Genomic DNA, 26,523 nt, shown 5'->3' with positions numbered 1-26,523 from the left:
GCCGCGCGAGGCGCCCTTATTCTTTTTGTCAGAAATTACCCCGGGGGAGAGGACCGTCAGGTCCTCGGGGGCAGCGCCCCTACCCCGATCAATCGCAGACGATCCGCCCGTCCTGGAGCCTCAGCACCCGGTCCATACGCGCGGCGAGCTCCATATTGTGGGTCGCGATCAAGGCCGCGAGCCCCGTTTCCCGCACCAGCGTCATCATCGCCTCGAACACGGTATCGGACGTCTCAGGATCGAGGTTCCCCGTCGGCTCATCGGCCAGCAGCACCCGGGGACGGTTCGCCAGGGCACGGCAGAACGCCACCCGCTGTTGTTCGCCACCCGACAGCGCCGCAGGCCGGTGATCGGCCCGGCCACCGACGCCGACGCTCTCCATCAAAGCCCGCGCATGGCCGGCGGCGACGCTCTGTGCCACGCCCTCAGCGAGTTGGGGCAAAACAATATTTTCTTCGGCCGTGAACTCCGGCAACAGGTGGTGGAACTGATAGACAAAGCCCACATCCCGCCGCCGCACCCCGGTCCGGCGGCGGTCGCTGAGGCCGGTCATCTCCTCGCCCCCGATCCGCACCGCGCCTGCATCGGCCGTGTCCAACAGGCCCGCGATGTGCAGCAAAGTCGACTTGCCGGTCCCCGACGGGGCCACCAGCGCCACGGCCTCACCTGCCTTGATCGCGACGGACGCGCCGCGCAGCACGGCGACTTCCTTGTCGGTGCCTTTGTTATAGGCCTTCTCGATCCCGTCGAGTTCCAGTGAGATCATGTCACTCATAGCGCAGGGCCTCCACCGGGTTCATCCGCGCAGCACGGCGCGCCGGGAAGATTGTCACCACAAAGCTTAACCCCAGCGAAAGAATCACCGCGGACATGACATCACCCCACTGCAGCTTTGCCGGAAGCGCGTAGATGCCGCGGATCGACGGATCCCAGACCCCGCCACCGGCCACGTAGTTCACAAAGGAGAAGATCGGATCGATATAGGTCGCGAACAACACCCCCAGCGCGACGCCCCCCAATGTCCCGATGACCCCGGTGAGTGATCCGCAGATAAAGAAGACCCGCAGAATCGTCCCTTCAGTCAGGCCGATGGTGCGCAGGATGCCGATGTCGCGGCCCTTGTTCTTCACCAGCATGATCAGGCCCGAGACGATGTTCATGGCCGCGATCAGCACCAGCACCGACAGGATGACGAACATCACGTTATCCTCGATATCGAGGGCGCGGAGGAAACTGCCGCTGGCGTTCTTCCACGTCCAGCCGATGGTCCGCTCGCCGGCCGCGGTGAGGATCGGACCGACAATCTCGTCCACTTCTTCGGGGTGCTCAGTGATCACCTCAAGTTCTGTCGCGGCACCCTCGGAGTTGAAATAGACCTGCGCCTCGGCGAAGGGCATGTAGACCCGCGTCACGTCCACATCATAGCGTCCGGCGGAAAAGATATAGCCGACCATGTAGTTGGACACGCGCGGCGTGGTCCCAAAGGGCGTCCTGGCCCCGTCAGGCGAGATCAGCCGGATCGTGTCGCCTACGACAACGCCCAGCTCCCGCGCCACGCCGGTGCCGATGGCAATAACCGGATTGTTCTCAACGCCATAACCATCCAGAGACCCGAGCGAGGTTTCCGGATCCGCGATGCGCGGCAAGGCGCGCAGATCGTCAGCCCGCATGCCAAAGACCTGCACCCCCCGGGTTTCGCCCTGAAAGCTCGCCATGACCTGCCCTTTGACGAGCGGCGCGGCGCGGACCACGCCGGGCACTGCACGCACCCGCTCAGCCATCGCGTCATAATCGGTAATCGCGCGGGAGGTTGCGCCGGTCTCGGACGTGTAGGGCACGGAATAGACCGTCACATGGGCGTTGGCCCCGAGGATTGTGTCCACAAACTCCGCCCGGAATCCCGCCCGCACGGCAAGCGTGGCGATCAGCGCAAAAACCGCGAGGGTGATACCGATCAGGCTGATCCAGGTCATCACGCTGACGCCGCCTTCGGCGCGGCGGGCGCGCAGGTAGCGCCAGGCGATCATCCATTCGAAACGGGAAAACGGGGCTGGGCTGGACATGAGGGCTCCACTGGACGTTGCGCGTCAGTGCGAGAATCCGCTCCCATCGTCAAGCCCGCCCCGGCAGGCGATCACGAAACCGCGTCCCGTGATCGCAGTCGTCAGGTCAGAGGAACATCCGGTCGCGGAAGACGTGGCGCACGATGTCCGCGCGCTTCAGGCCCATGGCGGCGAGCTCTTCGTCGCTCTTGGCCTCGAAATAGGCGACGTCTTTCTGGCGCGACTGGGCCTCGCAAAAGGCCACGAAGCCGCGGCTGAGGGCTGCCCAGAGGCCGCCCTTCTTTTCAGAGGCGGAGGCGGTGAGGGTGCTGTCAAAGGTGTGAGCCATGGATTTTATACTCCGGCGTGTATGGGGTCGCCGGAGTATTTATGGGGAGGACGGGCGCAGCTCTACGCCCAATCCCGAAATGCCGCATTGCAGCAACCGCATGGCTTACTCGGCGGCGAGCACCTCCCCGGACCGCACACGCGCAGCGCAGAACTTGAACTCGGGGATCTTGCCGAACGGATCCAGAGACGGGTTGGTCAGCATGTTGGCGGGCGCTTCAAAGAAGCAGAACGGCACAAACACCATTCCGTCCGCCACGTCCCGGTCGGCGCGGAGCGTCGCGGTGATCGTGCCGCGCCGGGTCTCTACGGTGACTTGCTGTCCCGCCGAGAGTCCCGCCCGCGCGATCTCACCCGGGTTCATGGCCGCCATGGCTTCGGGCTCAAGCGCATCCAGCACATCAGAGGGCCGCGTCATCGCGCCCGTGTGCCAGTGCTCCAGCAAACGCCCGGTGGTCAGCACCATCGGGAACTCGCTGTCGGGAAGCTCATCGGGCGGCACCAGATCGGCGGGCACAAGCTTGCCGCGTTTGTCCTTCGTCGGGAAGCCCTGGTCGAAGATCACCCATTTCTGAGTGTCGCCGTCCAGCGGGTAGGTCACGCTGTCCTCGGCCTCGACCATTTCCCACGAGATGCCCGTGAGTGACGGCATCAGCGACGCCATCTCCGCGAAGACCTCGGCAGGTCCGGCATAATCCCAATCCATGCCGCAGCGCTTGCCCAGATCGATCAGCAGTTCCAGATCCTGCCGCGCATCGCCGGGCATCGGAATCGCAGGACGACCCATCTGCACCTGCCGGTTGGAATTGGTAAAGGTCCCAAGCTTCTCCGCATGAGCGGAGGCGGGCAGCACCACATCTGCAAAGCGCGCCGTCTCCGTGAGGAAGATATCCTGCACCACGAGATGGTCGAGCTTGGCCAGCGCGCCACGGGCGTGGTTCTGATCGGGATCGGACATGGCCGGGTTTTCGCCCATCACATACATCCCCCGGATCTCCCCGGCATGGATGGCGTCGATGATTTCAACCACGGTCAGGCCCTTTTCGGGATCCAGCGGACGGCCCCACGCATCCTCGAACCGCGCCCGTGCCTCGGGATCAGTCACCGGCACATAATCGGGGAAGGACATGGGAATCAGACCTGCATCGGACGCACCCTGAACGTTGTTCTGCCCCCGCAGCGGGTGCAGACCCGTGCCGGGCCGTCCCACATGACCGGTGATCAGCGCCAACGCGATCAGGCAGCGACAGTTATCCGTTCCGTGGACATGCTGGCTGACCCCCATGCCCCAGAAAATGATCGACCGCTCGGAGGTCGCGTAGAGGCGGGCCACCGCGCGCAGCTCGTCCGCGTCGATGCCGCAGACCGGCGCCATCTCTTCGGGTGAGAACGCCGCGACCTTGGCCTTGAGCGCTTCAAACTCCGAGACATTGGCGGCGATATAGTCGCGTTCGTAGAGCTCTTCTTCGACGATCACGTGCAGCATGGCGTTCAGCATGGCCACATCAGTGCCTGGCTTGAACTGAAGCGAATGCTCGGCATGGAGCATCATGTCCTGCTTGCGCGGATCGCAGATGACAAATTTTGTTCCCCGCTTGGCAGCGCGCTTGAAATAAGTCGCAGCGACCGGGTGGTTCACTGTGGGACGGGAGCCGATGACGATCACGCAATCGGCCTTTTCCGCGTCCATGAACGGCGCTGAAACCGCGCCGGAGCCGACGCCTTCGAGCAGCGCCGAGACCGAGGACGCATGGCAGAGCCGCGTGCAGTGGTCCACGTTGTTGGTGCCAAAGCCCGCGCGGATGAGCTTCTGGAACAGGTAGGCCTCTTCGTTGGAGCCCTTGGCCGAGCCAAAGCCCGCAATCGCCCCGCCCCCATCCGCGTCCCGGATCTCGACGAGACCCTTTGCCGCGCGCTCCATGGCCTCGTCCCATGTGGCCTCGCGGAACAGCTCGGAGACGTCTTTGGACATGTCGAGCACCGCATCCTTGGGCGCGTCGTCGCGGCGGATCAGCGGCCTGGTCAGGCGGCGCGGCGACATGGCGTAGTCATAACCGAACCGCCCCTTCACGCAGAGCCGGTTCTCGTTCGCCGGACCGTCGCGACCGTCGACCCGGACAATCTTGCCATCGGCCACAGAAACTTCGGTCTGACAGCCCACGCCGCAGAAGGGACAAACAGACTTCACAACCTCCAGGGCATCTTCGGCCACCACGCGGGTCTTGGCCTCGGTGTCCATGAGGGATTTCTCCATCAGAGCGCCGGTGGGACAAGCCTGCACGCATTCACCGCAGGTCACGCAGGTCGACAGCCCCATCGGATCCTGTTGGTCGAAGACCGGCACCGCGTGGGCGCCGCGACCGGCCATCCCAAGCACGTCATTCACCTGCACTTCGCGGCACGCCCGCACGCAAAGATTGCAGGCGATGCATGCCTCAAAATTCACCGCAATGGCCGGATTGGTCACGTCGTGGCAGGGTGCGGTCTCAGCGCCGGGCAAGCGGGCCTCACCCTCATCAGAGATCCCCATTTCCCGTGCCCAGCCCCAGAACGCAGACTCGTCATCGGGGCCGTCTTTGGCAGCAGGCATGTCGGCGGCCAGCAGCTCAAACACCATCTCCCGCGATTTCACGGCGCGGTCACTGGTCGTATGGATCACCATGCCATCGGTCACGGCACGGGCACAGGACGGCGCAAGCACGTTCTCACCCTCGATCTCGACCATGCAGGCGCGGCAATTGCCGTCGGACCGGTAACCCGGTTCATCACGCCAGCAAAGATGAGGAATATCGGTGCCTTCCGCCTGAGCAGCCTGCCAGATGGTCCGGCCTTCTTCGACCTCGATCTCGCGCCCGTCCAGAGTGATTTTCACAGATCCGGTCATGTCACAGGTCCTCCCGGAAATAGGTCAACAAATGCCGCACGGGGTTCGGCGCCGCTTGCCCGAGACCGCAAATCGACGCGTCGCGCATAACCTGTTCGAGATCGGAAATGGCCTCCTCGTCCAGCGTCTCCCGGCGCAGCAGTTGGCTGAGCTTTTCGGTGCCGCCCCGACAGGGTGTGCACTGGCCGCAGCTCTCATGGGCAAAGAAATCTATGAGGTTCAGCGCGACATCCTTCATGTTGTCCTGATCGCTGAACACAACCACCGCATGAGAACCGACGAACCCGCCCAATTCCGCCAGTTCTCCCCCGAAATCGAGGGCCACGTCGCCTTTGGAGGCCGGAAGGATGCCACCCGAGGCGCCGCCCGGCAGATACGCCTTGAACGCATGGCCCTCCGCCATGCCGCCAGCCATCTCGATCAACTCCCGCACGGTGACGCCCGCAGGCGCTTTCCAGACGCCCGGGTTGCGCACCCGGCCCGAGACCGACCACGACCGGAACCCTGGATGATCCTCACTGCCCTGATCAGCGAACCACGCCGCGCCTTTTTCAAGGATCTGCGGCACCCAATAGAGCGTCTCCACATTGTTGTTCAGCGTCGGCCGGCCGAACAGCCCCACCTGCCCGATCACCGGCGGGCGCAAGCGTGGCAGGCCGCGCTTGCCCTCGATGCTCTCGACCATGGCGCTCTCTTCGCCGCAGATATAGGCGCCCGCCCCCCGGCGCAGCGAGATGAAGCCCGGCTCGACCAGCCCCGCATCCTCCAGCGCGGAAATCTCCCGGCGCAGGATCTCCAGCACCGCCGGATACTCGTCGCGCATGTAGATGTAGAGCCCCTCTGCCTCGACACAGGTGGCCCCGATCAGGGCGCCTTCGAGCATGCCGTGAGGGTTGCGCTCCAGATAATAGCGGTCCTTGAAGGTGCCCGGCTCGCCCTCGTCGCCGTTGACGGTCATCAGCCGCGGCCCGGCGTTCTGGCCCACCAGCGACCACTTGCGTCCCGTGGGGAAGCCCGCGCCCCCGAGTCCGCGCAGGGATGCATCGCCCAGCGTCTCGATCACCTGTTCGACGCTCACCTCACCGTCCCGCAGCTTTTGCAACTGGGTATAGCCGCCTTCGGCGCGATAGGCGTCGAGATCCGTGTAATCGGGCAACATCACATCGGTGTCCCCCGAGCCGATCAGGGCTTGAACGCCCTCGACCGCCGCCTGCCCGATCTCCCGGTCCCCCACACGAACCGCGGGCGCGACATCGCACCCGCCCATGCAGGGCGCGTGCACCACACGCACCTGTGCGGCGTCCACGCCCTGCTCCAGCGCCTTATGCAGGGCCTCAGCCCCAGCCAGTTGGCACGCGATGCCGTCACAGACCCGTATGGTCAGAGCCGGCGGCGGGGTCTCGCCTTCCTTCACCAGATCGAAATGATCGTAGAAGCTTGCGACCTCGTAGATTTCGGCCTGTCCGATCTTCATCAGCTCCGCCAGAGCCCGGATATGGGCCGCCGACAGATGCCTGTAGCGGTCCTGAATGAGATGCAGATATTCGATCAGCAGATCGCGCCGGAGGTCGTCGCCGACCAGCGCAGCAACCTCGGCGAGAGCCGTATCATCGAGCGGTCGTCCCCGCGTCTTGGACACATCGCGGCGGCGGGACGGGTTCGGGGACATATCGTTCATCAACGTCTCTCTTATGAAATCTCTGCAATCACTTAGTCAGGCCCTCCGGCGCGGCAAGGCCATTTGCGCGACACGCAGCCGTGACGGTATTGGCCAGCAGGCAAGCGATGGTCATCGGACCGACGCCACCGGGCACCGGCGTGATCGCCCCGGCCACCTCGGCGCAGCTGTCGAATTCCACATCCCCCACGAGGCGCGTTTTCTCGCCGTCCTGAATACGGTTGATGCCCACGTCGATGACAGTCGCGCCGGGCTTGATCCAGTCGCCGGGCACCATCTCCGGACGGCCCACGGCAGCAACGACGACATCGGCCTGTCGCACCACATCCGCCAGATCGCGGGTGCGGGAATGGGCGATGGTGACGGTGCAACTTTCGCCGAGGAGCAGCTGGGCCATAGGCTTGCCCACGATGTTTGAGCGCCCCAGCACCACCGCGTTCATCCCTGACAGATCGCCATGGTGATCCCGCAGCATCATCAGACAGCCCAGCGGCGTGCAGGGCACCATGGCATCCTGCCCGGTGGCCAGCCGCCCGGCGTTGATGACATGGAACCCGTCCACATCCTTTTCCGGCGCGATCGCATTGATCACGAGGCTCGAGTCCATGTGTGACGGCAACGGGAGTTGCACAAGAATACCATGGACTTCTGGATCATTGTTCAGGTCATTGATGAGCTTCAGAAGCGTCTCCTGATCGGCATCTACAGGGAGCTTGTGCTCAAAGCTCGCCATGCCCGCTTCCTTGGTCTGCTTGCCCTTGGAGCGGACGTAAACCTGACTCGCAGGGTCTTCGCCGACGAGCACAACGGCGAGACCGGGGGTCAGGTCGTGCTCTTCTTTCAGCCGGGCGACGTGGTCTGCGACCCGCCCGCGAATGGTTGCCGCAAAAGCCTTTCCGTCGATCAGCTTCGCCGTCATGTTCGCTCCTGAATCATCTTTAGCGCGAATTGCGCGCTTGTATTGCACTTGATACCGGACCGCACCGGTTGCGCAACCGCAAAGCCGGTCCGGTCCGGGAGGTCAAGACCCGGTGGTCAGAACAGACCTTCGATCTCGCCCGCGTCGTTGAGACAGATCTTCTCTGCCGCCGGGTGCCGCGGCAGGCCGGGCATTGTCATGATCTCACCGCAGATCACCACCACAAAGCCCGCCCCCGCCGACAGCCGCACTTCGCGGACCGGGATGGTGTGGCCCGTGGGCGCGCCGCGCAGGGCCGGATCGGTGGAGAAGCTGTACTGGGTCTTCGCCATGCAAACCGGCAGGTTGCCGTAGCCCTGATTTTCCCACTCACGGAGCTGGTCGCGGATTTTCTTATCCGCGATCACCTCATCGGCGCGGTAGATGCGCTTGGCGATCTCTTCGATCTTTTTGAACAGCGGCTTTTCATCTGGGTAGAGCGGCGCGAAGTGAGACATGTCGCTGTCGGCGATCTCGGCCACGCGGCGGGCCAGTTCTTCGGTCCCGGCACCGCCCTCGGCCCAGTGGCGGCAGATGATCGCTTCGGTTCCTTGGGTTTTCACGTAGTTCTGAACCTCGGCGATCTCGGCGTCGCTGTCGCCCGAGAAGTGGTTGATCGCCACCACAACCGGCACGCCAAAGCTTTTGACGTTCTCGATGTGACGCGCGAGGTTGGCGCAGCCCTTTCGCACGGCCTCGACATTCTCGGCACCGAGATCTTCCTTGGCGACGCCACCGTTCATCTTCAGCGCGCGAATGGTGGCTACGAGCACGGATGCGGCAGGGGTCAGACCGGCTTTGCGGCACTTGATGTCAAAGAACTTTTCGGCGCCCAGATCGGCCCCGAACCCGGCCTCCGTCACCACATAGTCTGCGAGCTTCAGAGCGGCGCGGGTCGCGACGACGGAGTTGCAACCATGGGCGATGTTGGCAAACGGGCCGCCATGGACGAAGGCGGGGTTGTTTTCCAGCGTCTGCACGAGGTTCGGCTTGATCGCGTCCTTCAGGAGCACCGCCATGGCGCCGTGGGCACCGATATCGCGGGCATAAACGGGCGAGCGGTCGCGACGATAGGCCACGATCATGTCGCCCAGACGGGATTCCAGATCGGCCAGATCCTTCGCCAGACAGAGGATCGCCATGACCTCGGAGGCCACGGTGATGTCGAAACCCGCCTCACGCGGAAAGCCGTTGGACACGCCGCCAAGCGACGCTGTGATCTGGCGCAGGGCCCTGTCATTCATGTCGAGCACACGGCGCCAGACGACGCGCCGCATGTCGATCTCCAGCTCATTGCCCCAGTAAATGTGGTTGTCGATCATCGCCGACAGCAGATTGTGGGCAGAGGTGATGGCGTGGAAATCACCGGTAAAGTGGAGGTTCATGTCCTCCATGGGCACGATTTGCGCGTGACCGCCGCCGGCCGCGCCGCCTTTCATGCCGAAATTCGGACCGAGGGAGGCTTCGCGGATGCAGATCATCGCCTTCTTGCCGATCCGGTTCAGACCGTCGCCCAGGCCCACGGTGGTCGTCGTCTTGCCCTCGCCCGCCGGGGTCGGGTTGATGGCGGTGACAAGGATCAGCTTGCCATCCGGGCGGTCGTCCAGCCGGGCCAGCGCCTCGGGTTCGATCTTGGCCTTATCGTGACCAAAGGGGATCAGGTCTTTGGGTGCAAGACCCAGCTTGGCGCCAATCTCCTGAATGGGAAGTTTTTTCGCGGCGCGGGCGATCTCGATATCACTGGGCTGAGTCATGTTTTTGCTCCCTTGAACTTGCGCCTCGTTTGACACGGGGCGAAGGTGTGCAAAGGACCAATTGCGACAATCTGTCGGCCCGAACCGAAACCCGAAAAGGAAGATGCCATGAAACCGAAGGTCTTGCTCTCACGGAAGTGGCCGGCGCCCTGCGAAGAGCGTCTGTCGCGGGACTATGATGTGACGCTGAATGACGCGGATGTGGCGCTCTCGGCGGCAGAGCTGCGCGCCGCCATGGACAGCTACGACGCCGTCTGCGTGACGGTCACCGATACCGTCGGGGCCGATGTGATCCATAAGAACCAGCGAGCGAGGATCATTGGTAATTTCGGTGTGGGCGTGAACCATATCGATCTCGACGCCGCGAAGGCCGCCGGAGTCGCGGTCAGCAACACCCCCGATGTGCTGACTGAAGCCACGGCGGACATGGCGATCACCCTGATGCTGTCGGCGGCTCGCCGAAGTTCCGAGGGGGAACGCCAGCTCCGGCGCGGCGCATGGGAGAGCTGGACCCCAACCCACCTGCTGGGCAGGGGTCTGAGGGGAAAGACGCTGGGGATCATCGGCATGGGGCGGATCGGCCAGGAGGTGGCAAGGATTGCGCAGACGGCCTTTAGCATGAAGATTGTCTATTATAACCGCTCGGAGAAACCGGGGGGCGAGCGCCTTGGAACCGTCGCCGAGGTAATGGAGCGCGCGGATGTCGTCTCGCTCCACGTTCCGGGAGGTGCCGGGACGGACGGGCTGATCGGAGCCGAGGAACTCGCTCTTCTGGGTCCCGAGGGGATGTTGATCAACACCGCGCGCGGGACGGTGGTGGACGAGCCTGCCCTCATCGCGGCCTTGCAGGAGGGCAAGCTGGGCTCTGCCGGGCTCGACGTGTTTGCGCAGGAGCCCCATGTCCCCGAAGAGTTGCGGGTGCTGGAAAACGTCGTACTGGCGCCGCATATGGGCTCCGCCGTCGTCGAGACGCGGGTCGCCATGGGGATGATGGTCGCCGACGCTCTGGACGCCCATTTCGCAGGGCGCGAAATCCCGAACCGTCTGGTGTGAAGAGTGAGCAGGCCCTCGCGGGCCTGCGTCACATATGCTCGCCGAAACGGTTCGCCACCAGTTCGGCCAGCGCATCGGCGAGCTGATCCTTCTGCGGGCCGGAGGTTTCCACCTCGATCGTCGTGCCCCGATGCGCGGCCAGCATGAGAAGACCCATAATACTGTCTCCTGAAGCGCTTTGTCCGTCATGGCGCACTTCGGCTTCCGCGTCGAAATTCTCGACCACCTCAACCAACTTGGCCGAGGCGCGGGCATGAAGCCCTTTTTCATTCACAATCTCAAGTTGGCGAATGCACATATTATTCCTGTCCAGCAACCATTCGCAGGTCGGGCTGGGGCGTGTAGACGGCATCCAGATATTTCCGGCCTGCCACCAGCGACACCGCAACCGCGTCCGCGATTGGAAGATGACGGGATTTGGCCAGTTTGATCAAGAGGGGAAGATTGACCCCGTAAATTATTCTGCGGTCACATTTGCAGGTCGCCGCGAGGCTCAGGTTGGAGGGGGAACCGCCGAACATGTCGGTGGCAATCACAACGCCGCTGCCCGTGTCTACCAGATCGGCGGCAGCGCAGATCTCTCTTTGCTTTGCGGAACGATCACATTCCGGGGCAATGGAGATCGCGGTAATGGAGGGTTGCGTGCCGACCACGTGCTCTACGGAGGCGAGAAATTCGCCAGCCAAACCCCCATGTGCCACTATGACAATGCCGATCACGGCTGCGCCCCCCTGCCCGGCCACGCGACCTGCGTGCGCCTCTCAAGTACGCTGTGTCGAGTGGACACCCGCCAACCGGCTTTTTCAAGGCGATCTCGCATCCATTCCGTGACGGTAACCGAGCGGTGTTGCCCGCCGGTACAACCAAAGGCGATATTTAGATGCGTTTTCCCCTCTAGATTGTATTCTGGCAGGAGCGCCTCAACCAACTCGTAAATCTTGCATACCTGATCAGCGAATCGCGGATCCGCTTTGACATAATCCTGTACGGCCGGGTCGAGACCCGTCAGCGACCTCAGCTCCGCTTCCCAATGGGGATTGCGCAGAAACCGCATGTCAAATGCCAGATCAACCCCAAGCGGCATGGCCTGCTTGTAGGAGAAGCTGGTGACCGTGATCGCGATCCCTGGATCGTGACCCGTCCCGAATACCCTGTGCAATTCGCTGCGCAGCTCGTGAGGACTGAGATGGGAGGTGTCGATCCGCGCAGTGGCCCTGGCACGGGCAGGCGCCAACATCTCCAGTTCGCGGGTCAGGCCAGAGCGCGGACCGCCCTCTGGTGACAGAGGATGGCGACGACGGCTCTCGGAATAGCGGTTGATCAGCACATCGAGCGTGGCATCGAGGAACAGGACTTCCGCCTCAATCCGTGAATCCTCGCAGACCTGATCCAGTAGCCGCACCAGTTCAGGTCCGGAGAAATCCCGGTTACGGACATCTACGCTCAGCGCCATGGAGCGGCCGGCGGTTCCCTGCTCCAGTAACGCATCGAAAAGCGAAAACGGCAGGTTGTCGATGACCTCGAACCCCATATCCTCAAGGATCCGCATCGATGTCGTACGCCCGGCGCCTGAGGGGCCGGTGACGAGGATCAAACGGGACGGAGGGAGGGTCTGGCTCAAGGATTTTCGGCGCGGCCGCCTTTCATCAATTGCAGGATTGCATCAGACAAATTGGGGTGTCCGGCCCCGAATACAAGATCCAGCCGGCACCCGCAGATCACCTTATGGCGATCCGGAGGCAGCCGCTCGGGCTCGGGGCGACTCAGATCGACGACCAGAACGGCGGGGCTTGGCGGGGCGGTCTCGGCGCGCAACAGCCCAACGCCGCGCGCTTCGATGAAGCCCAGAATGCTCTGCGGCGCCCACACGATCAGCCGCCCGCCGCGCGCCGCCACATGCACCCTGTCATCCGCAATCAGCGTGGCGCCGCGCGCCATGAGTGCCAATGCCAGCGAGGATTTACCCGACCCTGACGGCCCCGTTAGGAGAACAGCCTGCCCGTCTACAGCCACTGTGCTCGCATGAAGCGTGGCCTGAGGCTCCGGCATCATACAGGCAAGCCGACCACGAAACGCGCGCCCAGAGACGGCGTCTCTGGTCCGGCACCACTGGGCCGGATGTTCTCCGCCCAAATCACGCCACCATGAGCCTCAACAATCTGTTTGGAGATCGCCAGCCCAAGACCGGAATTGGCTCCGAACTGATCCTCTGGCCGCTCAGAATAGAACCTCTCAAAGATTTTTTCGAGCGCCGCATCGGGGATACCGGGGCCGGTATCCTCGACCACCACGATCACCCGGTGATCGCGCTGGCGGCACCAGATGCGGATCGTATCGCCCTCTTTGCAAAAGGAGAGCGCGTTCGTCAGCAGATTGACGAAGACCTGTGCGAGGCGGCTTTCGAGCCCGTTCATCCGAACGTCATGGCTTGGCAAATCGGCGATAAAGGTGATCTCACGGTTCGCCGCATCCAGCCCGATATGATCGGCGATCTGGGTCAGCGTGTTCGAGAGATCGAACGGTTCTTCCTGTTCTTTCACCAGCTCGGCATCGAGACGAGAGGCGTTCGAGATATCGCTGACCAGCCGATCGAGCCGCCGCACATCCATGTCGATGATCTCCATCAGACGGGTGCGCTGAGGTTCCTTGTCCACGATCTGGAGGGCACCAACGGCGGATCGGAGACTGGCCAACGGATTCTTGATTTCATGAGCCACGTCAGCGGCGAATTGTTCATTGGCTTCGATCCTTGTGTGCAAGGCCGACACCATCCCGCGCAGGGAGACGGACAACTCGCCGATCTCATCGGAGCGATCCGAGAGATCGGGCAGGCTGATCCGATCATCGCGACCTGTCCCGTCCCGGATCTGGGCCGCGGCGGCAAGATCGGCCAGTGGTTCCGCGATGGCCGAGGCCAGCGGCACGCTGAGTGCCGCAGATGCCGCCAGTGCGAGCGCTGCGATCAGCAGAACCAGCCGCCGCTCCTCTCCCAGCAGCGCTGACAGCTCTGCTGTATCGCTGACCAGACCCACAGCCCCCGCGATCTTGTCAGGTCCATAGACCGGAACAGCGATCCCTACGAGCCGGGTGCCGCTGTTTTCGAGCGGTCTCAGTAATTCGACTCCGCCGTTTTGCATTGCCGTTACGGCCAACACCTCGGGCACCGGCCGGACGCTGGTGGTCAACGCAGAGCCCGAGAGCTTGGCGTATGCCCGGGATATCCACCCGGCAGACCGCTGCTCCTCAGGGCCGGAGCGCAGGACCAGAACGCGCCCGCTGGCTGAATGCACAGAGACTGCCACGAGTCCAGTCAGGTCGAGCGACCCCAGAAGACGTCCCGCTGCGGCCGCGTCCCCCTCCCACCGAGCAGCCTCGAACACCGAGGCCATGAGTTCCGCGCGCTGGGTCAGGATCTGCTCCCGGTCCGTCAGAAGCGGGGCGCGGAACGGATTGAACAATGTCAGTCCGGCGGCAAAGATCAAGAGCGCTGCAAAGTTAAGAAGCACAATCCGGCGGGCGAGCGGCCAACCGCGAAACGGGGTAGCAGTTGGCCCCTCGAACGCATGCGCCCCTTCCCCACGAGCCGAGACAGGCCCAAGTGCCCTTCCGCCATCTGACATGTCCTGATCCGAGAGCAGAGACATGAGGGTCAGACTTCGCTAAAGCGATAGCCGATGCCATAGAGCGTCTCGATGGCCGCGAAATCGGGATCGACGCTGCGCAGCTTCTTCCGTAGCCGCTTGATATGGCTGTCGATTGTGCGGTCGTCCACATAGAGCTGATCGTCGTATGCGACATCCATCAGCTGGTCGCGACTCTTCACGAAGCCAGGGCGCTGGGCCAGCGCGTGCAGAAGCAGAAACTCCGTCACCGTCAGCGTCACTGGCTGGCCGTTCCAGGTCACGATATGACGCGCCGGATCCATGGTGAGGGGGCCGCGGGTGATAATCTGGCTGGTCTCGGTTGCTGTCGGCTCGTCGCCCGACAGCACCTCCAGACGACGCATGATCGTGCGGATCCGCTCGACCAGCAGACGCTGGGAAAACGGTTTGCGCACGTAGTCATCAGCGCCCATCCGAAGTCCGAGAACCTCGTCGATCTCGTCATCCTTCGAGGTCAGAAAGATCACCGGCATCTGGCTGCGCTGTCGCACCCGTTGCAGCAGATCCATCCCGTCCATACGGGGCATCTTGATGTCGAACACCGCCATATCGGGCATCCGTTTCTCAAACGCTTCAAGCGCTTGTTGACCGTCGCTGTAGGTTTCGACCTCGAATCCCTCTGCCTCTAGCGTCAACGACACCGAAGTCAGGATATTCCGGTCGTCGTCGACGAGTGCGATCCTCGACATGACTGACTCCTCGTACTGCTCGCGGGTCTTATGCCCGGTTTTCACGCATATTCCCGCTCTGACTGCGATGAGGCAACCGAAATTGCACAACACCGCCGTTCGACAGCCACAAACCTGCCCGAATTTCCTTGATGCTGGCTTAACTGCCGCACTGTTCGAATGGCGATGATAACGTTAAACCCCTGCGGTGGCGCTAACGGTGGGTGTTCGGGGGCCGAGCCTCCATGTTAGGCGGGTCACGAAGGTTCCCTCAGGGACCTTTTCCCGCAATAAAGTTATCAGGACTGGCACGATGACCAACGGACGCGTCAACCCGAACTTCACGCTCGCAGATCAGGGGATCGAGGGGCTTGGGACGGTCTATTATAACCTCCGTGAACCACAGCTGGTCGAAGCCGCGCTGGCCCGCAAAGAGGGCGAACTCGGTCAGGGGGGCACTCTTCTTGTTGAGACCGGCAAGCATACCGGCCGCTCCCCCAACGACAAATTCGTGGTGCGGACCCCTTCGGTCGAGGACACCATCTGGTGGGAAAACAATGCCCCCATGGAGCCCGCCTTCTTCGACGTGCTGAAATCCGATATGCTCGCCCATATGCAGGGCGGCGATTATTTCGTGCAGGATCTCCATGGCGGCGCCGATCCAGCCCATCGTCTGGATGTCCGGGTGATCACCGAGCTGGCCTGGCACTCCCTGTTCATCCGTCACCTGCTGCGCCGTCCCGACCGGGAATCGCTGGACAACTTCACCGCTGATTTCACCATCATCAACTGCCCGTCCTTCAAGGCCGACCCGGCCCGCCACGGCTGCCGTTCCGAGACGGTCATCGCGCTGAATTTCGACGCGAAAACGATTCTGATTGGTGGCACAGAATATGCAGGCGAGAACAAGAAATCGGTCTTCACCGTCCTGAACTACCTGCTGCCGGGCAAGGGCGTCATGCCGATGCACTGCTCCGCCAACCATGCCCCCGGCAATCCTGTCGACACCGCGGTGTTCTTCGGGCTCTCGGGCACCGGCAAGACGACCCTGTCAGCCGACCCCAACCGGGTTCTGATCGGGGATGATGAACACGGCTGGTCCGATCGCGGCATCTTCAACTTTGAGGGCGGCTGCTACGCGAAAACCATCGGGCTCGACCCCAAGGCCGAGCCGGAGATCTACGCGACCACGCAGAAATTCGCCACGATCATCGAGAACATGGTCTATGACGATGCCACGCGGGAACTTGATTTCGAAGATGACAGCCTGACCGCCAACATGCGCTGTGCCTACCCGCTGGAATACATTTCCAACGCGTCCTCAACTGCGCTGGGCGGCCAGCCCAAGAACATCATCATGCTCACCTGCGATGCCTTCGGCGTGCTGCCTCCGATTGCCCGGCTGACCCCGGCGCAGGCCATGTATCACTTCCTGTCGGGCTTCACCGCCAAGGTCGCCGGGACCGAGCGTGGCGTGACCGAGCCGACGCCGACCTTCTCGACCTGCTTCGGCGCGCCATTTATGCCACGCAGGCCAGAAGCTTACGGGCAACTCCTCAAGCAGAAGATCGCCCGTCACGGTGCGAAATGCTGGCTGGTCAACACCGGCTGGACCGGCGGCGCTCATGGCACCGGTAGCCGGATGCCGATCAAGGCGACCCGCGCGCTCCTGACTGCCGCGCTCGATGGCTCCCTCGACGACGCCGAATTCCGCAAGGACGAAAATTTCGGCTTTGACGTGCCGGTAAGCGTGGCTGGTGTGGCCGATCTGCTGCTGAACCCGCGCCGCACCTGGGAAGACGGCGCCGCCTACGACGCCCAGGCACAGAAGCTGGTCGCCATGTTCGCGGAAAACTTCACCCAGTACGAGAGCCATATCGACGAAGATGTACGGGCGGTGGCCCTCGGCTGATACGACCCACACCAGAAAAACCGAGGGGGGCCATGTCGGCCCCCTTTTCCTATCAGGTGATCTGCTTGATGATGCCCGTCAGCGCCGATGGCCCATCGTACCGCACAGACTCAGCGATGACGGGGCTGCGGGACATGGTATCCTCGGCATCGAGCATCCGCTTGTAATACCGACCGCCCTCGTAATGGCTGCCGCGTTCTGCCGTGTAGCGCAACGCCTGTTCGCCCCCGGCAAAGGTAAAGTGCAGAAACGCCGCCCGCCCGGAACTCTCTGCCAGCTTCTGATCAATGGCGTGGGGACCGCCGGAAAACTGCCCGCCGCGCCGCCATTTCAACAGACCGACCTTGTTCATCTTTTGCGCATCGGCAACCACGCCATTGATGCGCTTCGACAAAGCCTTGCTCACGATCCGCATGGGACCGCTCCAGCTGGGATCTTTGTCGATGGCGAAATACTGCATGGCAAAGCGGTCGAGCCAGCCAAGCTCCTTTTGCGCAATGTTGAACACGCGTTCACGCATCCCGCCAAAAATCTTCACCGTTGGTGTCGGGTGCTGCTGCAACTTCTTCTTGCCCGCCGGACGCAGAACGTATCCGGGCATCGCGCGCGGGCCATCAAAATACGGGAAGAGATCAGTGAGCCGTTGACCCTCTTCCGGCATAGGCTGATCGCGCAACGGACGGTCGGCATACATATCGACCATCACAGTCAGCAGAACCTCCGCCCCCTCGCCGTCCAGCTTATCCAGCATTGCGTCGAAACTTGTCTCCACGTGGATGAAATGTTCATCCACATCCGGGACGAGACACCATTTCCCCGTTCCATACGCGTCGAGCACTTCCCGACGCCAATCGACCTTGTGGGTCGCGTAGGCCGTGCCCTGTGCGGGCGCGAACACTGTCACATCCGGCTGCTCCAGCAGATATTCCCGTGTGCCATCATCCGAACCATCATCAATCGCCAGAAAGGTGACGTTGCCAAAGCTGCGGTAATGGCGCAGGAAGTCCGGCAGGAGGCGGCGCTCGTTATGGGCGAGGAACAGCACCGGCACAGCATCTCCGGCAACCTTTTCGGGCCCTACCCGCTCGACCGTTTGCATCATGCTGCTTCTCCCGCGTCTCGGCACTGAACCCTCTTAGAGAGGATGCCGCCGGTTTTCAACGCGTCCTGCGCCCAACGACCTGCACGGATCCGCCGATTTGTGATCACACGTTTTTTCCCTGTGATCACATGCAGACCCCGTTAGCGCCCCCAGCCCCAATTCCTGTCGATAAAGTTTGTCAGATCGCCAACCCGGTGCGACAAACCGGGCAACAGGAACCAGCCGGAGTGCGTCCCCATGAATATCCATGAATATCAGGCCAAGGCCCTTCTGCGCGATTTCGGGGCTCCGGTCTCTGACGGTCGTGTCGTGACCCGCGCCGAAGATGCCAAGACCGCCGCCGGTGAGCTCGACGGGCCGCTGTGGGTGGTCAAGGCGCAGATCCACGCCGGTGGCCGCGGCAAAGGCTCCTTTAAGGAAGCCGATGCGGGTGAAAAAGGCGGCGTGCGTCTGGCCAAATCGGTCGAAGAAGCTGCCGAAGAGACCAAAAAGATGCTGGGCCGCACGCTCGTGACCCACCAGTCCGGCCCCGCCGGCAAGCAGGTGAACCGCGTCTATATCGAGGACGGCTCGCCCATCGCCCGCGAGTTGTATCTTGCGCTTCTCGTAGATCGTCAGTCCAGCCGTATCTCTTTCGTCTGCTCCACCGAGGGCGGCATGGATATCGAGGAAGTCGCGGCGTCGACCCCGGAGAAGATTCTCAGCTTCGACGTGGACCCGGCCACCGGCTACCATCCCTATCACGGTCGCCGGATCGCCTTTGCCCTGGGGCTCGAAGGCCAGCAGGTCAAGCAATGCGTCAGGCTCATGGGCATTTTCTACAAAGCCTTCGTCGAGAAGGACATGGAGCAGCTGGAGATCAACCCGCTGATCGTCACCGAAGGCGGCGACCTGAAGGTGCTGGACGCGAAACTGGGCTTTGACTCCAACGCCCTCTACCGCCACCCCGACGTGGCCCAGCTGCGCGACGAGACCGAGGAAGACCCCAAGGAACTCGAAGCCTCCAAATACGACCTGAACTACATCGCGCTCGACGGTGAGATCGGCTGCATGGTAAACGGCGCGGGTCTGGCCATGGCCACCATGGACATCATCAAGCTCTACGGCGCCGAGCCCGCCAACTTCCTCGATGTGGGCGGCGGTGCGACCAAGGAGAAGGTGACCGAGGCTTTCAAAATCATCACCTCCGATGAGAACGTCAAAGGTATCCTCGTCAACATCTTCGGCGGCATCATGCGCTGCGACGTGATCGCCGAAGGCGTGGTCGCCGCGGTGAAAGAAGTCGGGCTGAAGGTTCCGCTGGTGGTCCGCCTCGAAGGCACAAACGTCGAGAAGGGCAAGGAGATCATCAACACCTCCGGCCTCGACGTCATCGCCGCCGACGACCTGAAAGACGGCGCCGAGAAGATCGTGAAGGCGGTCAAGGGCTGAGTTCTGCAATGCGTCCTCCCCATAAACGCGTCATCCTGACGATCCTCGGGTTGCTCGGCGCCCTCGCCCTTGCGGCGGCGGTGTTGCTGAGCTTGCCCGAGTCAGTTGGCAAAGCGCTCCTGAGCGAAGGGGGCGTCATCGAGACGGCCTCGGCACTGGGATATGTGGGGGTCGCGGGAATGCTGGTGTGGGCCATGGCCCGGGACGATACGCGTCAGACCTGGCCGCTGGTGGTGATCCTGCTGGCCATGTTCGGTCGGGAGCTGGATCTGGACAAGCGTCCATTCACGCTGGGCCTGTTCAAGAGCCGCCAATATCTGGGCGATCAGGTGCCGGGCGTCGAAAAGCTGATCTCGCTGGTGATCCTGCTGGTGATCCTCACCTGCCTGTTCCTCGCCGCGCGGCGCTACGGAGGGGAGTTCCTGCGGGGTCTGCGTGATGGGGTCGCCCAATCCTGGTATCTGGCCACGGGCCTCGTTTTGGTGGTGATCTCGAAATCCGTGGACGGCATCGGGCGTAAGCTCGCCCCCTTCGGCATCGACATCTCCGACGTGCTCGACCGCCGCTTTGCCGCGCTGGAAGAACTCTGGGAACTCGGCATCCCCATCACCTTCGCCCTCGCCGTTCTGGCGGCGGCGTCTCGCAAACCGAATACGGTGGCGCCGTGATGCGCCCCGACCAACTTTGATTAGCAAAGGAGCCACCACATGGCAGTCCTCGTAGACGAAAACACCAAGGTTATCTGTCAGGGCTTCACCGGCTCGCAGGGCACGTTCCATTCGGAGCAGGCCATCGCCTACGGTACGAAAATGGTCGGCGGCGTGACCCCCGGCAAGGGCGGTCAGAGCCATCTGGACCTGCCGGTCTTCGACAGCTGCCACGAGGCCGTCGCCAAAACCGGTGCCAATGCCTCGGTGATCTACGTCCCGCCGCCCTTTGCCGCCGACTCGATCCTTGAGGCCATCGACGCGGAGATCCCGCTCGTCGTGGCCATCACCGAGGGCATTCCGGTGCTCGACATGATGAAGGTGAAGCGCGCGCTGGAAGGCTCGAAAACCACGCTCATCGGCCCGAACTGCCCCGGTGTCATCACCCCCGACGCCTGCAAGATCGGCATCATGCCTGGCCACATCCACCGTCGCGGCAGCGTCGGCGTGGTCTCCCGCTCTGGCACGCTGACGTATGAGGCAGTCAAGCAGACTTCGGACGTGGGTCTGGGTCAGTCCACCTGCGTTGGCATTGGCGGCGACCCGATCAAGGGCACCGAGCATATCGACGTGCTGGAATGGTTCCTCGCAGATGACGAGACCCATTCGATCATCATGATCGGCGAGATCGGCGGTTCTGCCGAGGAAGAAGCCGCCCAGTTCCTGATCGACGAGGCGAAGCGGGGCCGCAAAAAGCCCGTCGCGGGCTTTATCGCCGGACGCACCGCCCCTCCGGGCCGTCGCATGGGCCACGCGGGCGCCATCGTTGCGGGCGGCAAGGGCGACGCCGAGAGCAAGATCGCGGCCATGCAGGAGGCCGGCATCGTCGTGGCCGAGAGCCCCGCGGGTCTCGGCGAGGCTGTGCTCAAGGCCATCGGCTAAGCGCGACACGGGGTTGCGCCCATTCGGGCGCGACCCAATTTGAGATAGTGGGGCGGGGACGATGATAGACCGAAGGACTGCATGGCAGAGGAGGGAGCGATGAGCTTTACCAACGCTGTGCGCACGTGCTTTGAAAAGTATTTTACCTTTTCCGGTCGGGCCTCCCGGGCGGAGCTTTGGTGGTTTGTGCTTTTTCTTTTTTTGGCTTCAGTTCTTCTCACGGCCATAAATGTATCGATCTTTGGCCCAACTGTGACCGAGAACTGGCAGGTCGCGGTGAACCAACAAGGCGAACAAACTCAGTCCAGCTTCACGCGCATTTCATATGATGGTGGCTGGCTTGAAACGATTTTTAGCATTGCGACTCTCCTGCCGCTTGTCGCCGTATCTGTCAGACGATTGCACGACACTGAAAAGTCAGGATGGCGCATTCTGATTCCGGTTATCTCATTTTCATTGCCCTTCATCGTATGGTTCGGCTTCGGTACGGAGGTTCCTGTTGATCCTGAGTACATTGCCGACGGTCTCCTCCCTCAGACGGTGGTCGTCCCGAGTTCAAACGGTATCTTTGTATTCACCATCTTGGCCGTGTTTGCGGCTCATATCGCCATGATCATTTGGCTCACCCGCCCTTCTCAACCCGGCCCCAACAAATACGGTCCCAACCCGCATGAGGTGACACAATGACCGAACACTCATCGAACGATCAGTTCCACGCCTCGAGCTTCATGCAGGGGCATAATGCTGCGTATCTGGAGCAGCTTCAGGCGCGCTACGCCGAGGATCCGTCCTCGGTGGATCAGAGTTGGCAGGAGTTCTTTCGCCAGCTCGACACCGACGCCGAGGCCGCGCGGGCCGAGGCTGCCGGTCCCTCCTGGGCGCGGAATGACTGGCCGCCCCAGCCCAGTGACGAGCTGACATCGGCGCTCGACGGCCAGTGGCCTGCCCCGGCGGCGGAAAAAGACCCCAAAGCGCTCGCGAAGAAGCTGGAGGTGAAGGCCGCCGAGACCGGCGCCGCGCCTGACCAGAACCAGATCCGCGCCGCCGTCACCGACAGTCTGCGCGCGCTGATGCTGATCCGCGCCTACCGTATCCGGGGGCACCTGATCGCCGATCTCGACCCGCTGGGCTTGCGTGAAACCAATCACCACCCCGAGCTCGACTACCGATCCTATGGCTTCACCGAAGCCGATATGGACAAAAAGATCTTTATCGACATCGTCCTGGGGCTCGAAGTGGCCACGCTGCGTCAGATCCTTGAGATCGTGAAGCGGACCTATTGCGGCACCTTCGCGCTGCAATACATGCACATCTCCGATCCGGAGCAAGCGGGCTGGCTCAAGGAACGGATTGAGGGTTACGGCAAGGAAGTCACCTTCACCGAGATGGGTCGCCGCGCGATCCTGAACAAGCTGGTTGAGGCCGAGGGCTTCGAGAAGTTCCTGCATGTGAAATACATGGGCACGAAGCGCTTTGGCCTCGATGGCGGCGAAGCGCTGATCCCGGCCATGGAGCAGATCATCAAGCGTGGCGGCGCGCTGGGGGTCAGGGAGATCGTCGTCGGCATGCCCCACCGGGGCCGCCTCTCGGTGCTCGCCAACGTGATGGGCAAGCCCTATCGCGCGATCTTTAATGAGTTTCAGGGGGGCAGCTTCAAGCCGGACGACGTCGAAGGCTCCGGCGACGTGAAATACCATCTCGGTGCCTCGTCCGACCGGGAGTTCGACGGCAATACCGTCCACCTGTCTCTCACTGCGAACCCCTCGCATCTTGAGGCGGTGAACCCGGTCGTGCTGGGCAAATGCCGCGCGAAGCAGGACCAGCTCGGTGATGCGGATCGCGACGAAGTGCTGCCGATCCTGTTGCATGGGGACGCGGCTTTTGCCGGTCAGGGCGTGGTGGCCGAGTGCTTCCAGCTCTCTGGCATCCGCGGTCACCGCACCGGCGGCACCATCCATATCGTGGTGAACAACCAGATCGGCTTTACCACCGCGCCGCATTTCTCGCGCACCTCGCCCTATCCGACGGATATCGCTCTGATGGTCGAGGCGCCGATCTTCCACGTGAATGCGGACGATCCCGAGGCCGTGGTCCACGCCGCGAAGGTCGCCACGGAGTTCCGGCAGAAGTTCCGCAAGGACGTGGTCATCGACATGATCTGCTACCGTCGGTTTGGTCACAACGAGGGCGACGAGCCCATGTTCACCAACCCGAAGATGTACAAGCGGATCAAGCAGCAGAAGACCACGCTGACCCTTTATACCGAACGTCTTGTCCGCGACGGGCTGATCCCCGAGGGCGAGATCGAGGATATGAAGTCGGGCTTCCAGAACCACCTGTCGGAGGAGTTCGAGGCCGGTAAGAAATACCGTCCGAACAAGGCTGACTGGCTCGATGGACGTTGGTCCCACCTCGCGCGTGACGGTGAGGAATACCAGCGCGGCCAGACCGCCATCTCAAAGGACCGGTTCGAGGAAGTCGGCCGCGCCCTGACCACGGTGCCGGGCGATTTCAACCTGCACAAGACCGTGGGCCGTCTCCTCGATGCCAAGAAGAAGATGTTCGAGACCGGCGAGGGCTTTGACTGGGCGACCGCCGAGGCGCTGGCCTTTGGTTCGCTCTTGTCCGAGGGCTATCCGGTGCGTCTCGCAGGTCAGGATTCCGGTCGCGGCACCTTCAGTCAGCGTCATTCGGCGCTGATTGATCAGGAGAGCGAGGATCGCTACTTCCCGCTGAACCACATCCATGAGGATCAGGCCAATTACGAAGTCATCGACTCGATGCTCTCGGAATATGCGGTGCTGGGCTTTGAGTACGGCTACTCGCTGGCCGAGCCTAACGCGCTGACCCTCTGGGAAGCCCAGTTCGGCGATTTCGCCAACGGTGCGCAGATCATGTTCGATCAGTTCATCTCGTCGGGCGAGTCGAAATGGCTGCGCATGTCGGGTCTCGTCTGCCTCCTGCCCCATGGTTATGAGGGTCAGGGCCCCGAGCACTCTTCGGCCCGTCTGGAGCGCTACCTGCAAATGTGCGGTCAGGATAACTGGATCGTGGCCAACTGCACCACGCCGGCCAATTATTTCCACATCCTGCGCCGTCAGTTGCACCGCTCGTTCCGCAAGCCGCTGATCCTGATGACGCCGAAATCGCTATTGCGTCACAAGATGGCGATCAGCCGCAAGGAAGAGTTCACCGAAGGTTCGTCCTTCCACCGGGTACTTTGGGACGATGCTCAATACGGGAATTCTGAGCTGCAACTGAAGCCCGACGCCGAGATCAAGCGCGTCGTCATGTGCTCTGGCAAGGTCTATTACGACCTGCTGGAAAAACGCGATGCCGAAGGTCTCGACGACACCTACATCCTGCGTCTCGAACAGTTCTACCCGTTCCCGGCCATGAGCCTTGTGGCGGAGCTGGAGCGCTTCAAAGGCGCCGAGATCGTCTGGTGTCAGGAAGAGCCGAAGAACCAGGGGGCCTGGTTCTTTGTCGAGCCGAATATCGAATGGGTGCTGACCCGCATCAAGGCCAAGCACAGCCGCCCGGTCTATGCCGGACGGCCCGCCATGGCGTCGCCCGCCACGGGTCTGGCCTCGCAACACAAGCAACAACAAGAAGCGCTGGTGAATGCCGCGCTCGGGATCGAAGGATAAGACCATGACCGAAGTTCGTGTGCCCACCCTGGGCGAATCGGTGACCGAAGCCACCGTGGCGACCTGGTTCAAAAAGCCCGGCGATGCGGTCGAGGCGGATGAAATGCTCTGCGAGCTGGAAACGGACAAGGTGACCGTCGAGGTCCCCGCCCCCGCCGCCGGCACGCTGGGCGAGATCGTCGCCGCCGAAGGCGAAACCGTCGGCGTGGACGCGCTGCTGGCCCATATCAACGCTGGCGAAGGCGCAGCCCCGGCCCCCAAGGCAGAGGCGAAAGCCCCCGCCGCGGATGCCGGTGACGCGCAGGAGATCGCCGTCATGGTCCCGACCCTCGGCGAAAGCGTCACCGAGGCCACCATCTCCACCTGGTTCAAGAAGGAAGGCGACCGGGTCGAGGCCGACGAAATGCTGGCCGAGCTGGAGACCGACAAGGTGTCTGTCGAGGTCCCCTCGCCCGGCGCCGGTATCCTGACAAAGATCCTCAAGGCCGAAGGCGAGACCGTCGAGGCCGGTGGCCAGCTCGCTGTTCTTTCCGGCGGTGCCGGGGCCGCTGCCGCCCCTGCCGCACAGGCCGAGACCGCTGCGCCGGCTGCCAGCGCCTCCGCAACCGAGGACGCCCCCTCGGCCAAGAAGATGATGGCTGAAAAAGGTCTCTCCGCCGATCAGGTGCAGGGCTCGGGCAAGGATGGCCGGATCATGAAGGAAGACGTGATGAAGGCCGTCTCCGCCGCCAGCGCCCCCGCCCCGCAGGCCGCCGCGCCCGCACGCGCCCCCTCGGCGCCGCAGGATGCCGACCGCGAGGAGCGGGTGAAGATGACGCGCCTGCGTCAGACCATCGCCCGCCGCCTGAAGGACGCGCAGAACACCGCCGCCATGCTCACCACCTATAACGAGGTGGACATGACCAGGGTCATGGAGCTGCGCAGCGAATACAAGGACCTGTTCGAGAAGAAGCACGGTGTGAAACTCGGCTTCATGTCCTTCTTTACCAAAGCCTGCTGCCACGCGCTGAAGGAAGTTCCCGAGGTCAATGCCGAGATCGACGGCACCGATATCGTCTACAAGAACTTCGTCAACATGGGCATCGCCGTGGGCACCCCCACAGGCCTTGTGGTCCCCGTGGTGCGCGATGCCGACCAGATGTCCTTTGCCGCGATCGAGAAAGAGATCAACGCGCTTGGCAAAAAGGCCCGCGACGGCAAGCTCTCCATGGCCGAGATGCAGGGCGGTACCTTCACCATCTCGAACGGCGGCGTCTACGGCTCGCTCATGTCCTCGCCGATCTTGAACCCGCCGCAATCGGGTATTCTGGGGATGCACAAGATCCAGCAGCGCCCAATGGTGGTGAATGGCGAAATCGTCGCCCGCCCGATGATGTATCTGGCCCTCAGCTACGACCACCGCATCGTCGACGGCAAAGGCGCCGTGACCTTCCTCGTCCGCGTCAAAGAAGCGCTCGAGGACCCGCGTCGGCTGTTGATGGATTTGTGATGGATCGTCGCACCATTAATCTTGAGAGCGCCCCCGCCGGTCGGCGGGGGAACTTCGTAAGGTAGGTGAATGACATCTTCGCAACAAATGTCGATACGCCCATTAGACCGTTTTCTAATTAGGCTTGCCTATTCGGCTATTGCAATGCTCTTACTACCTCCGCTGATCAGATCTCTGGAAACCGTGCTCCAGAAATTTTCGGGCGTCGGAGGAATGGACTTCGTTGATGCCGTACGCTACTCGTCGAGAGTTTCGATTAACGGTTTACTGACGCCCTCAACTTGGTTGATAATTGCTCACGTT

The 26,523-nt window shown here is 62.5% G+C and carries 22 protein-coding genes; 8 read left to right on the top strand and 14 right to left on the bottom strand.

Annotated elements, in window-relative coordinates; all coding sequences use genetic code 11:
* Positions 1-88: 88 nt before the first annotated feature.
* From FEV53_RS00750 to FEV53_RS00720, 7 genes are all read right to left on the bottom strand, one after another.
* Positions 89-775, bottom strand: coding sequence for an ABC transporter ATP-binding protein (locus FEV53_RS00750; protein ID WP_142832900.1), 687 nt, complete (start codon positions 773-775; stop codon positions 89-91).
* Positions 768-2,063, bottom strand: a complete 1,296-nt coding sequence (locus tag FEV53_RS00745) for a lipoprotein-releasing ABC transporter permease subunit (protein ID WP_142832899.1) — start codon at positions 2,061-2,063, stop codon at positions 768-770. The genes FEV53_RS00750 and FEV53_RS00745 overlap by 8 nt, the downstream gene beginning before the upstream one ends.
* A gap of 106 nt (positions 2,064-2,169) precedes the next feature.
* Positions 2,170-2,391, bottom strand: coding sequence for a hypothetical protein (locus FEV53_RS00740; RefSeq protein WP_142832898.1), 222 nt, complete (start codon positions 2,389-2,391; stop codon positions 2,170-2,172).
* A gap of 105 nt (positions 2,392-2,496) precedes the next feature.
* Entirely contained in the window at positions 2,497-5,274 is a 2,778-nt protein-coding gene (gene fdhF / locus FEV53_RS00735; protein WP_142832897.1) for a formate dehydrogenase subunit alpha, read from the bottom strand.
* 1 nt (position 5,275) lies between these two features.
* Positions 5,276-6,952 (bottom strand): NAD(P)H-dependent oxidoreductase subunit E, encoded by a 1,677-nt coding sequence (locus FEV53_RS00730; protein ID WP_142832896.1) that lies wholly within the window; start codon positions 6,950-6,952, stop codon positions 5,276-5,278.
* A 28-nt stretch (positions 6,953-6,980) separates the two neighbouring features.
* Positions 6,981-7,871: a bifunctional methylenetetrahydrofolate dehydrogenase/methenyltetrahydrofolate cyclohydrolase FolD gene (folD, locus tag FEV53_RS00725; protein ID WP_142832895.1), complete on the bottom strand. Its 891-nt coding sequence runs from the start codon at positions 7,869-7,871 to the stop codon at positions 6,981-6,983.
* A 116-nt stretch (positions 7,872-7,987) separates the two neighbouring features.
* A complete protein-coding gene (locus FEV53_RS00720; RefSeq protein WP_142832894.1) occupies positions 7,988-9,664 on the bottom strand; it encodes a formate--tetrahydrofolate ligase in 1,677 nt (558 codons plus the stop codon).
* 108 nt (positions 9,665-9,772) lie between these two features.
* On the opposite strand from FEV53_RS00720, the gene FEV53_RS00715 reads away from it, so the two are divergent.
* Positions 9,773-10,717, top strand: a complete 945-nt coding sequence (locus tag FEV53_RS00715; RefSeq protein ID WP_142832893.1) for a 2-hydroxyacid dehydrogenase — start codon at positions 9,773-9,775, stop codon at positions 10,715-10,717.
* A gap of 28 nt (positions 10,718-10,745) precedes the next feature.
* On the opposite strand, the gene FEV53_RS00710 is transcribed toward FEV53_RS00715, so the two are convergent.
* The 6 genes from FEV53_RS00710 to FEV53_RS00685 are packed head-to-tail and all read right to left on the bottom strand — an operon-like array spanning position 10,746 to position 15,068.
* On the bottom strand, positions 10,746-11,015 hold the full coding sequence (locus FEV53_RS00710) for an HPr family phosphocarrier protein (protein WP_142832892.1): 270 nt from the start codon (positions 11,013-11,015) through the stop codon (positions 10,746-10,748).
* A 1-nt stretch (position 11,016) separates the two neighbouring features.
* The gene (locus tag FEV53_RS00705) at positions 11,017-11,436 is read right to left on the bottom strand and encodes a PTS sugar transporter subunit IIA (protein WP_142832891.1); all 420 of its coding nucleotides are present in this window, start codon (positions 11,434-11,436) and stop codon (positions 11,017-11,019) included.
* Complete coding sequence (rapZ, locus tag FEV53_RS00700) at positions 11,433-12,338, bottom strand: RNase adapter RapZ (RefSeq protein WP_425465462.1); 906 nt, start codon at positions 12,336-12,338, stop codon at positions 11,433-11,435. Before rapZ ends, FEV53_RS00705 begins: the two co-directional genes overlap by 4 nt.
* On the bottom strand, positions 12,335-12,769 hold the full coding sequence (locus tag FEV53_RS00695) for an HPr kinase/phosphorylase (RefSeq protein ID WP_246100691.1): 435 nt from the start codon (positions 12,767-12,769) through the stop codon (positions 12,335-12,337). The genes rapZ and FEV53_RS00695 overlap by 4 nt, the downstream gene beginning before the upstream one ends.
* Positions 12,766-14,337, bottom strand: coding sequence for an ATP-binding protein (locus FEV53_RS00690; RefSeq protein WP_221931562.1), 1,572 nt, complete (start codon positions 14,335-14,337; stop codon positions 12,766-12,768). Before FEV53_RS00690 ends, FEV53_RS00695 begins: the two co-directional genes overlap by 4 nt.
* A gap of 29 nt (positions 14,338-14,366) precedes the next feature.
* Entirely contained in the window at positions 14,367-15,068 is a 702-nt protein-coding gene (locus FEV53_RS00685) for a response regulator transcription factor (protein ID WP_142832889.1), read from the bottom strand.
* Positions 15,069-15,360: 292 nt separating this feature from the next.
* Here FEV53_RS00685 and FEV53_RS00680 point away from each other — a divergent pair, with 292 nt between their 5' ends.
* A complete protein-coding gene (locus tag FEV53_RS00680; RefSeq protein ID WP_142832888.1) occupies positions 15,361-16,959 on the top strand; it encodes a phosphoenolpyruvate carboxykinase in 1,599 nt (532 codons plus the stop codon).
* A gap of 52 nt (positions 16,960-17,011) precedes the next feature.
* Here the strand turns inward: FEV53_RS00680 and FEV53_RS00675 are convergent, their stop codons facing one another.
* Positions 17,012-18,061 carry a glycosyltransferase family 2 protein gene (locus FEV53_RS00675; RefSeq protein ID WP_142832887.1) on the bottom strand — a complete coding sequence of 350 codons (1,050 nt, stop codon included), beginning with the start codon at positions 18,059-18,061 and terminating at the stop codon, positions 17,012-17,014.
* 237 nt (positions 18,062-18,298) lie between these two features.
* On the opposite strand from FEV53_RS00675, the gene sucC reads away from it, so the two are divergent.
* The 6 genes from sucC to odhB all read left to right on the top strand — a co-directional run bounded on the left by sucC (position 18,299) and on the right by odhB (position 26,220).
* Positions 18,299-19,492 (top strand): ADP-forming succinate--CoA ligase subunit beta, encoded by a 1,194-nt coding sequence (gene sucC, locus FEV53_RS00670; RefSeq protein WP_142832886.1) that lies wholly within the window; start codon positions 18,299-18,301, stop codon positions 19,490-19,492.
* Between the two features lie 8 nt (positions 19,493-19,500).
* Complete coding sequence (locus FEV53_RS00665) at positions 19,501-20,160, top strand: hypothetical protein (RefSeq protein WP_142832885.1); 660 nt, start codon at positions 19,501-19,503, stop codon at positions 20,158-20,160.
* A 39-nt stretch (positions 20,161-20,199) separates the two neighbouring features.
* Entirely contained in the window at positions 20,200-21,081 is an 882-nt protein-coding gene (gene sucD, locus FEV53_RS00660; protein WP_142832884.1) for a succinate--CoA ligase subunit alpha, read from the top strand.
* 99 nt (positions 21,082-21,180) lie between these two features.
* Positions 21,181-21,768 carry a DUF805 domain-containing protein gene (locus FEV53_RS00655; protein ID WP_185962038.1) on the top strand — a complete coding sequence of 196 codons (588 nt, stop codon included), beginning with the start codon at positions 21,181-21,183 and terminating at the stop codon, positions 21,766-21,768.
* Complete coding sequence (locus FEV53_RS00650) at positions 21,765-24,731, top strand: 2-oxoglutarate dehydrogenase E1 component (RefSeq protein ID WP_142832882.1); 2,967 nt, start codon at positions 21,765-21,767, stop codon at positions 24,729-24,731. The genes FEV53_RS00655 and FEV53_RS00650 overlap by 4 nt, the downstream gene beginning before the upstream one ends.
* Before the next feature lie 4 nt (positions 24,732-24,735).
* Entirely contained in the window at positions 24,736-26,220 is a 1,485-nt protein-coding gene (odhB, locus tag FEV53_RS00645) for a 2-oxoglutarate dehydrogenase complex dihydrolipoyllysine-residue succinyltransferase (RefSeq protein ID WP_142832881.1), read from the top strand.
* The last annotated feature ends 303 nt before the right edge of the window (positions 26,221-26,523 follow it).

Source organism: Palleronia caenipelagi (genome assembly GCF_007004065.1).
Taxonomy (GTDB): domain Bacteria; phylum Pseudomonadota; class Alphaproteobacteria; order Rhodobacterales; family Rhodobacteraceae; genus Palleronia; species Palleronia caenipelagi.
Note: the sequence above shows the minus strand (reverse complement) of the source record. Positions and strands in the feature narration are given on the sequence as shown.